This window comes from Rhodococcus sp. IC4_135 (assembly GCF_011602025.1).
GTDB lineage: Bacteria > Actinomycetota > Actinomycetes > Mycobacteriales > Mycobacteriaceae > Rhodococcus_F > Rhodococcus_F baikonurensis.
Genome location: NZ_JAAOLG010000002.1, coordinates 540,390 through 554,142, shown reverse-complemented (window position 1 = coordinate 554,142; position 13,753 = coordinate 540,390). Strand labels below are relative to the sequence as shown.

Here is a 13,753-nt window from a genome sequence, read left to right as displayed (position 1 = left end):
CTCCTGGAAGTTCAGCGGCGTCAGATGAGGACGATGCCCTCGGCAACGCCGATGGCACGGAGGTCGCGGTACCAGCGCTCGACCGGGTGTTCCTTGGTGAAACCGTGTCCACCGAGGAGTTGCACACCGTCGAGGCCGATCTGCATGCCCTTCTCGGAAGCCAGCTTCCGGGCCAGAGCGGATTCGCGAGCGAAGGACAAGCCCTGCTCGGCGCGTGAAGCGCCGCGAAGCGTGACCAGACGCAGTCCGTCGAGTTCGATGCCGATGTTGGCGACCATGAATGCAACCGCCTGGCGGTGGCTGATCGGCTCGCCGAACGCTTCGCGCTCGTTGACGTACGGAATCACGTAGTCGAGAACTGCCTGGCTGGTTCCGACGGCCATGGACGCCCAACCGAGGCGGGCCAGTCGAATCGCGTCGGCATACTCGGCCTTGCGCTGATCGGCATCACCGTCGCCGAGCAGTGCGGACTCCGACACGGCGACGTCGGTGAGGATCAGGCGACCCAGACCGGCGGCGCGCAGACCCATGCTGGGATCTGCTTCGACGACGAGTCCCTTGGTGTCGGATTCGACGATGAAGAAGGACGGCTTGCCGTCGAGTTCTGCGGCGATGACGAAGAGTTCGGACGTAGCGGCGGCGGGCACCAAGCTCTTGACGCCGTTGAGCTTGTAGCCGCTGGGGGAGCGCACTGCCTTGGTCTGCAGGGCAAACGGATCGAACAGTGCGCGTGGTTCGTTGACCACCACTGCTGCGCCGGGGACCTGCTCGCCGGTGAAGGCCGGAAGGTAGGTCTTCTGCTGCGCGTCGGTGCCCCACTGCGTCAGTGCAACTGCAACGCCGCTGGGTGCGAGGATCGGAAGTGCAAGTCCCATGTCTCCGTGCGCAAGTGCTTCGGCAACAAGAGAATTGGTGACTGCGCCGCGATCGGCAGCTGCTCCGTCGAGTTCTTCGGGAACGTTGATCAGCGTGATACCGAGCTCGGCCGCGCGCTTGGAGAGATCGGCGGGTGCCTGCGCTGCGCCGTCGGCGTCGTGCGCTGCTGGACGCAGAATCTCAGCCGCGAACTCGCGCACCGTCTCGACGATCATCTTCTGGTCGTCGTCGGGGGTGAGGTCGAAGTAGTCGGCGTTCTTGCTCGGGTTGTCGGGCAGGCGCTTGGGTGCACCGTTGCCCGAGACCTTCTGGAATCCGCGAGTAGCGGCACCGAGGGTTTTGAAGCCCGTCTTGGTGCCCTCGTAGGTCACGCGATCGATGGTCTGACGCAGATTGAACTTCTCGGCCAGTTCCGAACCGGTGATCTTGGTAAGCACACGCATGGCTGCGCCCATGGCGTCGCGTTTGATCGGGTTCAGGCCGACGGCGGACGTGTCGCGGGGCGCACCCTTGGCGCCGCCGCGCTGCGCGCCCGATTCGCTGCGCTGAGCGCTCTTGTCGGGGGCAACACTGTCTTGCTTGGTCATGATCACCAGCTGTTTCTCGGTGTTGGGGCGTTGGACGATTCTTATCTTACTCATCAGTAAGGTCTGTTGTCGAGAAACCGCGAAATGATGCGCGTCATAGGCTCGAGGGGTGAACCGGACAGAGGTGCCAGATCGGATGCAGCGGTACGTGCGCTACGCACCGTTGGTGGTGGTCCCGTGCCTGTTGATTGCCAGCACATATCCGGGGGAGTATCGAGTTCCCGTCAGCTACTGGATTCTGTCGATGCTGTCGGCGCTCGCCTTCGTCGTCGGCCGTCGATGGCCGGTCTTCGCGTCCCTGGTCATCTCGGCGCTGGCTGTTCCGATGTTCGTTGCCGACGCCTGGGGACTGTCCGAACTGGTCCCGTATCTCGGGGCGGTCGCCGTCGTCGACGTCACGATGCGGGCCGAGCGTAGAGAAACAGTTGCCGTATCGGCAGCCGGATGGTGCGGTTCGGTGCTCGCGGGGATCTGGTTCGAATCTCACGAAGCATTCTTCTCTGTCACCACGGCTGTGAAAGTGCTTGCGTACGTGGGGTTGCCACTGCTGCTCGGACTGTATCTGCGCTCGCAGCGTGAATTGGCCGCGAACAATCTTGCGCAGACCCGCGCTGCGGAGCGCAGTGCGCTCGCCCGCGAACTGCACGACCTGGTTGCACACCACATGGCATCGATCGTCCTGAGAATCGGTGTGGCTCAACATGTCTTGGCACCCCAAGACGAGGCCGTGCGCGAGGTCCTCGCGGATGTGCGTGGGACTGCGTCCGATGCGCTGGCCGATATCCGTCGCCTCCTGGTCGCACTTCGTGATCCTTCGCTCGGTGAAGTCGCTCTGGTCGAGTCGGATGCCGTCGACGCGGAAATCGAGGCGGCGATAGATCGTGTGCGTGCGGCGGGTTTCGAGGTGCAGGCAGTCTTAGATACCCAGGGGAATGTCGGGTCAGGCGCAGCCGACCTCGACGCGATCGGGAGGCTGACGTTGTTGCGGGTGGTTCAGGAATCACTGACCAACGTCATGAAGCACGGCGACAAGAAGGGGCTGGTATCGGTCTCGGTCGGTCGCGACGACAACCGGGTGGACGTCAGAGTTGTCAACGACGTCGAGGGATCGCCCCGGAATGCAGGTCATGGCCTGGTGGGAATGCAGGAGCGCGCGGAGTTGGTCGGCGGCGAGATGACCGCCGGCACCAATAGTGACGGGAAATGGGAAGTGCACGTGAGTATTCCACTGGTCGTCTCGGGCGGTGTCTCGTGATCAGCGTGCTGATCGTCGACGACCAGCGACTGGTACGCGCCGGTTTGCGGATGCTGTGCGCGGCAGCCGAGGACATGACCGTGGCCGGTGAGGCGTCGAACGGCGTCGATGCGGTAGCGCTCGCTGCGGAACTGGATCCCGACGTGATTCTGATGGACTTGAGAATGCCCGGGCTGGACGGGATCGGTGCCACGCAGCAGATCGTCAAGGCAGGTCGACGAGCGCGAATTCTCGTGCTGACCACCTTCGACGACGACGATCATCTGTATCCCGCGCTCGCCGCGGGGGCCTCGGGGTTTTTCGTCAAGGACACCGAACCCGCCGAGTTGCTCGGTGCCATTCGGCGAATCGCCGAGGGTGAGATGGTGTTCACTCCGGAACTTCTCCGCCGCGTCGTGGATCGAGCGGTGATCGGTGGTATCGCAGACACGGCTGTGACAGAGAAGGTTCCGCTGACCGATCGCGAATCGCAGGTCCTCGCACTGGTTGCAGAAGGGAAGAGCAATCAGGAGATCGCGGACACGCTGCATCTGGGTGTGACCACGGTGAAGACGCACGTTGCGAACCTGATGTCGAAGACCGGTTGCGACAATCGGGTTCGCCTCGCCGTGTACCACTTGCAAAACTTTCAGTGACCGGAGTGCGAACCAGAAGAAGGCATCGGCATGTCCATCGGCATGTCCATCTGCATCGGAGCCGCCTTCTGTCCCGGTTCGAGGACGAGGAATTGGCCCATCATCCCTTGGTCCTCGTGCATCAGCAGGTGGCAGTGGAACATGTACGGGAACGTGGGATCGGTGTACTCGGACCACTGCAGTGCGACGCGAATCCTGCTGCCTGGCGGTGCGTAGACGGTGTCCTTGGGTCCGCGCAAGTGCGGCGGGGGAGTGCGACCGTCGACGTCGAGGATCTGGAACTGTACGTCGTGGACATGGAAATTGTGTGGCCAGTTGTCCTTGTTGGTGATCGTCCACACCTCGGTGGCGCCGACCTCGGCCTCGAAGTCGATGCGGTTCATGTCCATTCGTTGCCCGTTGATCATGTACCACTGCAGATCGAAGGTTCGGGACACGCTTGCCTTCGACGGATCGAGACGCGGCAGGGCGGCCAACTGCGCCGGGAGACTCGACCGTGACGCGCGGCTGGCGACCCCCCGCAGCTCGATGATGTCGAAGCGGTCGTTCATGCCGAAGTTCTCTGCGTCGGAGGCGCTCACGCCGCCGCCGTCCTCGATCGGGAACGACACCAGTGTGGTCGTCGCGCCGGGGTCGACGCGAACCACGATCTCGGCTCGTTCGCCGGGGCTGAGCTGAATCCGCTTGATCGGAATCGGTGATTCGAGCAGTCCGCCGTCGGTGGCGATCAGATCGAACGTCCGGTCGTCGGGGAACCCCAGGTTGTAGAGACGGCCGGAGGAGCCGTTCAGAATGCGCAACCGGACGACCCCGGTGGTGACGTCGAGGTAGGCGTCGGAGATGCCGTTGGTGACGATCGTGTCGCCGAGCAGGCCGATGTCGGTCGGATCTGATTCGTCGAAATTGCCGTCGGCGAGGAATCGACGGTCCTGGATTATCAGCGGAACATCGTCGACACCATAGGTTTTGGGGATGTCCAATGCCCGCGTGTCGGCATCGTCGATCAGGAACAGTCCGGCGAGACCGCGCTGCACGTGCCGCTCGGTGGATCCGTGCGGGTGTGGGTGATACCAGAGCGTCGACGCCGGCTGACCGATCGTCCACGCCGGTTCCCAGCGTCCGCCGGCTTCGATGGTCTGGTGCGGGCCACCGTCGTATCTGGCGGGCAGATGCATGCCGTGCCAATGGACGGTCGTGGGCTCTGCCAGTGTGTTGTCGATCGTGAATGCGACAGATTCTCCGCGTTCGGCGCGGACGGTCGGCCCCAGAATGGATCCGTTGAAACCCCAAGTGTCGGTGAGTTTTCCCGCGACGATCTCGGTAGTTCCGGTACCGGCACGAAGTGTGAAGTGGCGAACACCTGCGTCGTCGACGGTGGATTCGGCAAGCGGCGGAATCGGTAGCGGACGCGAAGTTCCGGCCACCGCCAGCGTGACGCTCTTCGCTGCCGGGTCGGCGCCGCAGCCCACCGCGAGCCCGAGGGGCGCGGCGGCCAGACCGAACAGAATCGTGCGCCTGGAAATCCGGTTCATCGTTCTCCTGGAAGTAGTGCGTGATCAACTACTTCCAGTCAACGGGCCGAGATGTCGTGCCGAATCCTGCCGACGGGCCTGTCGGAACTCCTCCCTCGGACCCTTGCGGCGGGTGGGAAGTTCTGGTACGCGGTTGGTTACCTCAGGCGAGCAAGTACGTCCTCGTGCAGCAGTCCGTTGGTGGCGACCGCGCTCCCGGCGTGCGGACCCGCGCCGCCGTCCAGATCGGTGAACGCGCCGCCGGCCTCACGGACCAATACGTCGAGCGCTGCCAGATCCCACAGGGAAACCTCGGGTTCGGCAGCAATGTCGACGGCACCCTCGGCCACGAGGCAGTAGGAGAAGAAGTCCCCGTAACCGCGCACGCGCCACACATGGTCGGTGAGTTCGACGAACTGATCGCGAATTCCGCGGTCCTTCCACCCGGAGAGGCTCGAGAAGCTCAGGCTCGCTGATTCGCTGCGGTCGACGGCGGATACCCGGATCGCCCGAGCGTCACCGTCTCCGAAAGACGTATGTGCGCCCAAACCTGTTGCCGCCCACCATCGTCGATTCAGTGCGGGTGCGCTCACGACGCCCACAACCGGTACACCGTCCTCGAGCAAGCTGATCAGCGTGGCCCACACCGGCACGTTGCGGACGAAGTTCTTGGTCCCGTCGATGGGGTCGACCACCCACTGCCTGCCCTCGAAGACTACGTCGCCGCCGAATTCTTCCCCCAGAACGGAATCTGCAGGGCGATGCTCACCGAGCGTCGCGCGCACTGCTCGCTCGACAGCCAGGTCGGCGTCGGAGACGGGGGTGAGGTCCGGCTTGTCGTCCACTCGAAGATCGAGTGCGCCGAAGCGGGCGCGAGTGATCGCGTCAGCCTCGTCGGCGATACGGAGGGCGAGTGCGAGGTCGGATGCGCGATCGGTCACGGGTACACAACCTACCTGCTCAAGCGGGGAGGACCTCGTTCAGCTTTCCGGTGGCGACGTCGAAGACGAATCCGCGTAGGGAGGTCGTCGCGGTGACGAACGGACTGTTCTCGATACGCTTCAACGACTGACGAACGTCCTCGTCGATGTCGGGGAACGATTCGGCAGCCCAGTTGGGTTTGATGCCGATCTCGTCCTGGATGGATCGCTTGAAGTCGTCGTCGGTGAACGTCAGCATTCCGCAGTCGGTGTGGTGGATGAGGATGATCTCGGTGGTTCCCAGCAGACGCTGGCTGATGGCCAGGGAACGGATTTCGTCGTCGGTGACGACTCCACCCGCATTGCGGATGACGTGCGATTCACCTTCCTCGATTCCCAGCACCCGATAGACGTCGAGACGGGCGTCCATGCACGCGAGAACGGCAACGTGTCGGCTGGGTGGGAGGGGGAGCGGTCCGGTGAACTGCTCGGCGTAGGCGGCGTTGTTCTGCAGGTATTCGTCGGTGACAGTCATCGTTCCAGTAGGTTCCCTCGGAGGGACGTTGGCAAGGCTTCCAGTCCCGGTGATCCCAATACGTGACGGACGGGGCGAGCCGAGAGGGTGACGCACGGCAGAGCCCAGGTCGGCACCCGGTAGCCTTGAGAACCGTGCATCCCGACGTAATTGCAGACCTGAACGCCCTCGACACCACCCTTCGCACCTGCGAATCGGTTGTGGACGTCGAGGAGCTGCGCCGACGCATCGACGAGCTCGAGCACCAGGCAGCCGACCCGGGTCTGTGGAACGACCAGGAACACGCCCAGCAGGTCACCAGCCAGCTCTCCCACGCTCAGGCCGAACTGCGCCGGATCGTGGCACTGCGCGAGCGACTCGACGAGATGCCGATCCTCTACGAACTGGCAGAAGACGAAGGCCCTGACGCAGTGGCCGATGCCGACGCCGAACGGGCCAGCCTGCGTGACGACATCGCGGCGATGGAAGTCAAGACCATGCTCTCGGGCGAGTACGACGAGCGCGACGCACTCATCAACATCCGCTCGGGTGCCGGCGGTATCGACGCTGCCGACTGGGCCGAGATGCTCATGCGCATGTACATCCGCTGGGCGGAGAAGCACGACTACGGCGTCGAGGTCTACGACACGTCGTACGCCGAAGAGGCCGGACTCAAGAGCGCGACGTTCGCGATCAAGGGCCCGTACACGTACGGCACGCTGTCCGTCGAGATGGGCACCCACCGGCTCGTTCGCATCAGCCCCTTCGACAACCAGGGGCGTCGCCAGACGTCGTTCGCCGAGGTCGAGGTCCTGCCCGTCGTCGAGACCACCGATCACATCGAGATCAACGAGAACGACATCCGCGTCGACGTCTACCGCTCGTCCGGTCCCGGTGGACAGTCCGTGAACACGACGGACTCCGCTGTTCGACTCACACACATCCCGACCGGAATCGTCGTCACCTGTCAGAACGAGAAGTCGCAGCTCCAGAACAAGGTGTCGGCGATGCGCGTCCTGCAGGCCAAGCTGCTCGCGGTCAAGCGTCAGGAAGAGCGCGCCGAGATGGATGCGCTCAAGGGCGACAGCGGCAGCTCGTGGGGTAACCAGATGCGCTCCTACGTTCTGCATCCGTACCAGATGGTCAAGGACCTGCGTACCGAGTACGAGGTCAACAACCCGTCGGCAGTGCTCGACGGCGACATCGACGGGTTCCTCGAGGCCGGCATCCGCTGGCGCATGAGCGAGAACCAGTCCGCATAGCGTTCGGATACCGAAAGGCACGATGACTTTACTCAGACCTGGGCAGAACCTGCTCGATTGGCTTCAAACCACCGGTTTGTCCGTCCTCATGACCGTGCTCGGCGCGATGATTCTCGCCCGGCTGGTCAGTTGGGGAGGCAACAAGGTCACCGACCAGATCGACTCCAACTATCAGTTGGGCGATGCGCTGGTTCGCTCCGAGGCGACCAAGCATCGTCACTCGGTCGCGCAGGTGATCACCTGGGTGGTCATCACGTTCATCTACGTGATCGCGACGCTGAAGGTTCTCGACCAACTGAACCTGCCGATCGGAAGTCTCGTGGCGCCGGCAACTGTTCTCGGTGCGGCGCTCGGTTTCGGTGCTCAACGCGTCGTGCAGGACATCCTTGCCGGCTTCTTCATCATCACCGAACGCCAGTACGGTTTCGGTGACACCGTCCGGCTTGCGATCACCGGCTCCTCCGACGACGCCGAAGGCGTTATCGAGGACGTGACCCTGCGCGTGACGCGGATGCGAAACTCCGACGGCGAGGTAATCACCGTTCCCAACGGCCAGATCGTGAAAGCGACCAACCTGTCCAAGGATTGGGCGCGCGCCGTCATCGACGTGCCGGTTCCGGCGACCGCGGACCTCACCCGAGTCAACGAGGTGCTTCGCCAGGTCGGAGTCGACGCGATGGCCGACCGTGGACTCAAGAAACTTCTGCTCGACGAGCCCACCGTCATGGGCGTCGAAAGCCTCGAGGTCGATCAGGTCAACGTGCGGATGGTCGCGCGAACGCTCCCTGGCAAACAGTTCCAGGTCGGACGCGCTCTTCGTGTCCGCGTCGCCGCGGCACTGCGACGACAGGGGATCACGGTGTCACCGGATCTGCACACCGCACGGACCGAGGAGGCGAGCGAATGACCGATCAGGAACCGCGCCGCGGACTCGACCGACTGTTTCACCTGGACTGGCTTCCGTCACGGCTCTTCGGTGGCCGGATGCGAACGTCGACCTTCATCCTCATCGTGGCGTGGCTGGCGACGTATCTGTTGCATACGTACCTCAATCCTGAGGAACAGCCCGCAGCCACACCGCCGCCCAGCGTGGACACGTCGCAGACCGAGCCGTACGTCGCTCCGTCGGTCAAACCGTCGACGACCACCCCCGTGCCGTCCTCGACCGAGCCGACGACCACATCCGAGACTCCGTCCTCGGAATCGAGCACGGGCAGTTCCGGTTCGCCGACGCCGACGTCGGGTCCCGCCCCGGCTCCGGGAAACGCCGAACAGTCCGCAACCACAGTGCCGACCACTCCGGCGACAACGACCGTCCCGCAACCTGGCGCGGCAATGCAGGCACCGACGTCGGTGCCGCAGTCACCTGAGACCACCGGTACCGGATAAGGACGAGGCTCGTCGCGCGTGGCGCCAAGGTCACCGTTAGATAACGGCTAGACTGGCTAGTTGTGATCAGCATGAAGAATGTGTCGAAGTCCTACAAGGCCTCCACCAGGCCGGCGCTCGACAAAGTCAGTGTGGAGGTGGAGAAGGGGGAGTTCGTCTTCCTCATCGGCCCCTCCGGCTCTGGCAAGTCGACGTTCATGCGATTGCTGCTCAAGATGGAGTCGCCCACGTCCGGCGATATCGAGGTCGCGGATTTCCACGTCAACAAGCTGGCGGCTCGCCGTGTGCCGAAGCTTCGTCAGAGCATGGGCTGTGTGTTCCAGGACTTCCGGTTGCTTCAGCAGAAGACGGTCTCCGAGAACGTGGCCTTCGCCCTGGAGGTCATCGGCAAACCCCGCAACGTCATCGCGCGCACTGTGCCCGAGGTCCTCGACATGGTCGGGCTGGCCGGAAAAGCCGATCGACTGCCTACCGAACTTTCCGGCGGTGAACAACAGCGCGTCGCCATCGCCCGCGCATTCGTGAACCGCCCGCTCGTGCTGCTCGCCGACGAGCCCACCGGCAACCTGGACCCCGAAACGAGCCAGGACATCATGCTGCTGCTCGAGCGGATCAACCGCACGGGTACCACCGTCGTGATGGCGACCCACGACCACCACATCGTCGACTCCATGCGTCGACGCGTCATCGAACTCGATCTCGGCAAGGTGACCAGAGACGAAGCGCGGGGTGTGTACGGCGTCGGCAGGTAGCGCCGACTACGACCACACGTCCCGTACGCCCACCGGTTGTCGTGAAACAACCGGCCTCTCGAAAAGGAATCGGATTCCCCGATGCGCGCCAGCTTTATTTTCAGCGAAGTCCTGACCGGCCTACGCCGCAACATCACGATGACCATCGCCATGATCTTGACGACGGCGATCTCCCTCGGCCTCTTCGGCGGTGGTCTGCTGGTCGTGCAGATGGCAGGCAAGACCCAGCAGATCTTCCTCGAACGCGTCGAGGTGCAGATCTTCCTGACCGACGACATCTCTTCGGCCGATCCCGGTTGCGAGCAGGAGATCTGCAGTTCGTTGCGCAAGGAACTCGAGCAGACGCCGTCCGTCGTCGCCGTTCAGTACCTCAACCGCGAAGACGCCGTGAAGGACGCCACCGAGCGCGTGTTCAAGGACCAGCCCGAACTGGCAGCGCTGGTGAGCCCGGACAGCTTCCCGGCGTCGTTCAAGGTCAAGCTCAGTGACCCGGAGCGATTCGGCGTCATCAACGACACCTTCGGTTCGCGGCCCGGCGTCGAGAGTGTGCTCAATCAGCGCGAGTTGGTGGACCGGCTCTTCAGCGTGCTGGGCGGAGTGCGCAACGCAGCGTTCGCGATCGCGATCGTCCAGGCGATCGCGGCCATCCTGCTGATCGCCAACATGGTCCAGATCGCGGCGTTCACGCGTCGTACCGAGGTCAACATCATGCGATTGGTCGGCGCGACGCGTTGGTACACCCAGCTTCCGTTCCTCCTCGAAGCCGTCGTTGCGGCCTTGATCGGTGCGGTGCTCGCCATCGCCGGACTGTTCACGGCGAAGAACGTCTTTATCGACGGGGTCCTGTCCGACGTCTACGAAGCCAACATCGTGGCGCGGATCTCCAACAGTGACGTGCTGTTCGTCTCGCCGATCCTCGTGCTTGCCGGTGTCGGTATGGCCGCGGTGACGGCGTACGTGACGCTGCGTCTGTACGTCCGCGAATAATCGGTTTGCACGAGCTTCTATGCTGGAACTGTATTTGACGGTAAGACAGTATTCGACAGCAAGACAGCGGACTGAGAGGCCCGGACAGTGAAGGAAAAGGGCCGCAAGGTCATTGCGACCAATCGCAAAGCACGTCACAACTACACGATCATCGACACCTACGAGGCCGGTATCGCGCTCGTCGGGACCGAGGTCAAGAGTCTGCGCGAAGGCAAGGCGTCGCTCGTCGACGCGTTCGCCACCGTGGACAACGGCGAAGTGTGGTTGCGCTCGTTGCACATTCCCGAGTACACGCAAGGCACGTGGAACAACCATTCGCCGCGTCGTACCCGAAAGCTCCTGCTGCACAAGCGTGAGATCGAGCACCTCGTCGGCAAGACCCGCGAGGGAAACCAGACACTGGTCCCGCTGTCGATGTACTTCAACGACGGCAAGGTCAAGGTCGAACTCGCACTGGCAAAGGGTAAGCAGGACTACGACAAGCGCCAGGACATGGCCAAGCGCACCGCCGAGCGCGAGGTGACCCGCGAGCTCGGTCGTCGTATCAAGGGCATGCGCTGACCTCCATCCTGCTTGCCCTCGTGGCGGCAGTTGCCTACGGAGTCAGCGACTTCGTCGGCGGAGTTGCGTCACGACGAGTTGCCGCACTCCGTGTGGTGATCGTCTCGTATCCGCTCTCGCTCGTCATCGTTCTGATCGCAGCACCTTTCGTTTCCGGCACGCTGACGCTGAACGGTTTGATCTGGGGCGCGATCGCGGGCGTCACGAGTGGTCTGGCGGTGTGGTGGTTCTATCTCGCCTTGGCGACCGGACCTATGTCTGTGGTCTCACCGCTGACAGCTGTTCTGGTGGCGGGTATTCCGGTGCTAGTCGGATTCGCCTTCGGCGAGCGGCCGGGGCTGATCGCGTACCTGGGTATCGCCGTCGCGCTGGTCGCCGTCGTCCTGGTCAGCCGCGAGTCGCCTGACGACACCGCGGGTGAGGTTGCCGGCGGAATCACTCTCCGCTTCACCAGACAGGTGGCGCTTCTGACGGTCGGAAGCGGTGGTGCATTTGCACTCTCGTTCATCGCACTTCACCAGATCGGCGAGGGCAGCGGGCTGTGGGCGTTGGCCGTGTCGCGGTGCGCCGCGACCGTCGTGGTGTGGTTGGTCGCGCTGGCGGCCGGTCACTTCGTTCTCCCACGAGGCGAGCCACTCAAGCTCGCGGTGTACGTCAGCGTCCTCGACGTCGTCGCGAACGGGACGATGATCTACGCCTTCCAAGGTGGAATGCTTTCACTGGTCAGTGTGATCGGTTCGCTGTATCCGGCTGCGACGGTTCTGCTCGCCATGGTGATGCTGGGCGAGCGGGTAAGCCGCGTGCAACAAGCGGGAATGCTGTTGGCGCTGGCGGCAGTCGGCATGATTGCCGTTGCGGGCGCCTGATTCGGTCCTGGCAGTTCAGCCGCGTCTGTCGGCCGGCGCTGCGCGTAGGTGAACACGCTCGCCCTGCTTGCCGAAGAGACTGATCGCCTCGGCAGGTCGGCCGTCGGCAGCGCTGATGCGGTGCGGAATGTGGGTGTCGAACTCGGCGGCCTCGCCTGCCCCCATGATGAAATCGCGGTCGCCGAGTTGGAGTCTGATGCGCCCGGACAGAACGTAGACCCACTCGTAGCCCTCGTGGGATCCCGGTTCGCGATCGTCGTCGGTGGGGGAGATGATCATCTTGTAGGCCTGGAGGTTGCCGGGCTGACTCGTCAGCGGAATGACCGTCATGCATCCGACCGTTCGCGGTTCTTCTCGAACGCGGGGGTCTTTGATCTTGCTGTTCACCAGGTCGTCCAACGGGACGCCGTGTGCCTTGGCGATCGGCAGTAGAAGCTCCAAGTTGGCTCGGCGAGTGCCGGATTCGAGTCTCGACAGTGTGCTGACGCTGATGTCGGTGGTCTTCGACAGGTCGGCCAGGGTCATGTCGGACTGCTGGCGCAACGCACGTAGGCGAGGGCCGATGCCGGCTAGAACGGCTTCGAACGATGTTTCGGTCATGGATCTATTTTGCCAAAGTAGCAACAGTGTTTGTCAAGAACGCGATCTCTTGTCATTCTGGATTCATGACGCAGAACTCATTCGACGTAGCAGTAATCGGAGCCGGCGCGGCAGGGCTGAACGCCGCACTCATCCTTGGTCAGGCACGCAGGTCCGTGATCGTCTTCGACAACGGATCACCACGGAACGCGGCCGCCGATCACATGAACGGATTCCTCTCCCGCGACGGCATGAACCCCGCCGAATTGCTGACCATCGGCCGAGGTGAAGTCCGCAAATTCGGCGGCGAGTTCCATGACGGCACAGTCGTCTCCGTGACACGGGACAGTGAGGATCTTTCGGCCGATTTCTCCGTCGAACTCGCTGACGGCAGCAAGATTCAGGTGCGCAAAGTCCTTGTTGCCACAGGTCTGACGGACCGTCTGCCGGTCGAACTCGAAGTCTTCGGCGAGCGTTGGGGCCGCGATGTGTTGCACTGCCCGTACTGCCACGGGTACGGCGTGCGTGATCAGCCGCTTGGCGTGATCGCCAAGAGTGCGGAATTTGCGATGCACCAGGCGCTCATGGTTCGCCAGTGGTCCGACGACGTGGTTCTCTTCCTCCATCGAATCACCGAACTGGGTTCCGAGGACCGGGAAAAGCTTGCAGCTCGCGGTATTTCGATCGTCGAGGGTGAGGTCGCCGGTCCCGTCGTCGAGGACGATCGGTTGGTGGGCGTGCGTTTGGCCGACAGCACTGTGGTCGCGCGTTCGGCGGTCTTTGTCGGTGGCGCCCTCACGATGGACCCCAACGATGCGATCTTGCGCGCATTCGGCGCATCGCGCGCCGAGACGATGATGGGCGATTTCGTGACGGTCGACATGATGGGGGCCACAAGCGTGCCCGGGGTGTTCGCCGCGGGCAACGTCGTCGACCCAGGTGCCCAGGTCATCATGGCCGCGGCCGCCGGGGCGAAGGCCGGAGCGGGCATCAACATGATGTTGACCAACGACGACCTCGAGGTTGCACTCGCGCTTCGCAGTTGAATTCTGCGTAGCG

At 63.3% G+C, this 13,753-nt stretch carries 15 protein-coding genes; 10 read left to right on the top strand and 5 right to left on the bottom strand.

All coding sequences use genetic code 11. The annotated features are described in order from the left end of the window. Positions 1 to 20 precede the first annotated feature (20 nt). Positions 21 to 1,469, bottom strand: a complete 1,449-nt coding sequence (locus tag G8767_RS07425; RefSeq protein ID WP_124566575.1) for an acyl-CoA dehydrogenase family protein — start codon at positions 1,467 to 1,469, stop codon at positions 21 to 23. Positions 1,470 to 1,599: 130 nt separating this feature from the next. Here G8767_RS07425 and G8767_RS07420 point away from each other — a divergent pair, with 130 nt between their 5' ends. Beyond that, positions 1,600 to 2,718 (top strand): histidine kinase, encoded by a 1,119-nt coding sequence (locus G8767_RS07420; RefSeq protein WP_206029085.1) that lies wholly within the window; start codon positions 1,600 to 1,602, stop codon positions 2,716 to 2,718. Next, complete coding sequence (locus G8767_RS07415; protein WP_166809736.1) at positions 2,715 to 3,353, top strand: response regulator transcription factor; 639 nt, start codon at positions 2,715 to 2,717, stop codon at positions 3,351 to 3,353. The genes G8767_RS07420 and G8767_RS07415 overlap by 4 nt, the downstream gene beginning before the upstream one ends. On the opposite strand, the gene G8767_RS07410 is transcribed toward G8767_RS07415, so the two are convergent. The 3 genes from G8767_RS07410 to G8767_RS07400 form a co-directional block, all read right to left on the bottom strand. After that, entirely contained in the window at positions 3,347 to 4,885 is a 1,539-nt protein-coding gene (locus G8767_RS07410; RefSeq protein ID WP_166809735.1) for a multicopper oxidase domain-containing protein, read from the bottom strand. The genes G8767_RS07415 and G8767_RS07410 overlap by 7 nt on opposite strands. Positions 4,886 to 5,022: 137 nt before the next feature. After that, positions 5,023 to 5,805 (bottom strand): histidinol-phosphatase, encoded by a 783-nt coding sequence (gene hisN / locus G8767_RS07405; RefSeq protein ID WP_166809734.1) that lies wholly within the window; start codon positions 5,803 to 5,805, stop codon positions 5,023 to 5,025. A gap of 19 nt (positions 5,806 to 5,824) precedes the next feature. Further along, complete coding sequence (locus tag G8767_RS07400; RefSeq protein WP_166809733.1) at positions 5,825 to 6,319, bottom strand: carbonic anhydrase; 495 nt, start codon at positions 6,317 to 6,319, stop codon at positions 5,825 to 5,827. A gap of 134 nt (positions 6,320 to 6,453) precedes the next feature. Between G8767_RS07400 and prfB the strand changes: the two genes are divergently transcribed. The 7 genes from prfB to G8767_RS07365 all read left to right on the top strand — a co-directional run bounded on the left by prfB (position 6,454) and on the right by G8767_RS07365 (position 12,115). Next, the gene (gene prfB, locus G8767_RS07395) at positions 6,454 to 7,560 is read left to right on the top strand and encodes a peptide chain release factor 2 (protein WP_003942364.1); all 1,107 of its coding nucleotides are present in this window, start codon (positions 6,454 to 6,456) and stop codon (positions 7,558 to 7,560) included. 22 nt (positions 7,561 to 7,582) lie between these two features. Then, entirely contained in the window at positions 7,583 to 8,467 is an 885-nt protein-coding gene (locus G8767_RS07390) for a mechanosensitive ion channel family protein (protein WP_019747849.1), read from the top strand. Then, on the top strand, positions 8,464 to 8,949 hold the full coding sequence (locus tag G8767_RS07385; RefSeq protein ID WP_124566371.1) for a hypothetical protein: 486 nt from the start codon (positions 8,464 to 8,466) through the stop codon (positions 8,947 to 8,949). The genes G8767_RS07390 and G8767_RS07385 overlap by 4 nt, the downstream gene beginning before the upstream one ends. Positions 8,950 to 9,011: 62 nt before the next feature. Beyond that, positions 9,012 to 9,701 (top strand): cell division ATP-binding protein FtsE, encoded by a 690-nt coding sequence (gene ftsE, locus G8767_RS07380; protein ID WP_003942294.1) that lies wholly within the window; start codon positions 9,012 to 9,014, stop codon positions 9,699 to 9,701. 81 nt (positions 9,702 to 9,782) lie between these two features. Next, positions 9,783 to 10,688 carry a permease-like cell division protein FtsX gene (gene ftsX, locus G8767_RS07375; protein WP_003942367.1) on the top strand — a complete coding sequence of 302 codons (906 nt, stop codon included), beginning with the start codon at positions 9,783 to 9,785 and terminating at the stop codon, positions 10,686 to 10,688. An 87-nt stretch (positions 10,689 to 10,775) separates the two neighbouring features. Beyond that, positions 10,776 to 11,249 (top strand): SsrA-binding protein SmpB, encoded by a 474-nt coding sequence (smpB, locus tag G8767_RS07370; RefSeq protein WP_003942330.1) that lies wholly within the window; start codon positions 10,776 to 10,778, stop codon positions 11,247 to 11,249. A gap of 8 nt (positions 11,250 to 11,257) precedes the next feature. Continuing rightward, complete coding sequence (locus G8767_RS07365) at positions 11,258 to 12,115, top strand: DMT family transporter (RefSeq protein WP_166809811.1); 858 nt, start codon at positions 11,258 to 11,260, stop codon at positions 12,113 to 12,115. A gap of 15 nt (positions 12,116 to 12,130) precedes the next feature. Here G8767_RS07365 and G8767_RS07360 read toward each other — a convergent pair whose 3' ends face one another. Continuing rightward, positions 12,131 to 12,715: an XRE family transcriptional regulator gene (locus G8767_RS07360; RefSeq protein ID WP_166809732.1), complete on the bottom strand. Its 585-nt coding sequence runs from the start codon at positions 12,713 to 12,715 to the stop codon at positions 12,131 to 12,133. A 65-nt stretch (positions 12,716 to 12,780) separates the two neighbouring features. Here G8767_RS07360 and G8767_RS07355 point away from each other — a divergent pair, with 65 nt between their 5' ends. Further along, on the top strand, positions 12,781 to 13,740 hold the full coding sequence (locus tag G8767_RS07355; protein WP_166809731.1) for an NAD(P)/FAD-dependent oxidoreductase: 960 nt from the start codon (positions 12,781 to 12,783) through the stop codon (positions 13,738 to 13,740). Positions 13,741 to 13,753 lie beyond the last annotated feature (13 nt).

Coding starts and splice junctions, on each gene's coding strand:
- G8767_RS07420 (WP_206029085.1), top strand. CDS start 1,600: ATGCAGCGGTACGTGCGCTACGCACCGTTGGTGGTGGTCCCGTGCCTG.
- G8767_RS07410 (WP_166809735.1), bottom strand. CDS start 4,885: ATGAACCGGATTTCCAGGCGCACGATTCTGTTCGGTCTGGCCGCCGCG.
- G8767_RS07400 (WP_166809733.1), bottom strand. CDS start 6,319: ATGACTGTCACCGACGAATACCTGCAGAACAACGCCGCCTACGCCGAG.
- G8767_RS07390 (WP_019747849.1), top strand. CDS start 7,583: ATGACTTTACTCAGACCTGGGCAGAACCTGCTCGATTGGCTTCAAACC.
- G8767_RS07385 (WP_124566371.1), top strand. CDS start 8,464: ATGACCGATCAGGAACCGCGCCGCGGACTCGACCGACTGTTTCACCTG.
- ftsX (WP_003942367.1), top strand. CDS start 9,783: ATGCGCGCCAGCTTTATTTTCAGCGAAGTCCTGACCGGCCTACGCCGC.
- G8767_RS07360 (WP_166809732.1), bottom strand. CDS start 12,715: ATGACCGAAACATCGTTCGAAGCCGTTCTAGCCGGCATCGGCCCTCGC.
- G8767_RS07355 (WP_166809731.1), top strand. CDS start 12,781: ATGACGCAGAACTCATTCGACGTAGCAGTAATCGGAGCCGGCGCGGCA.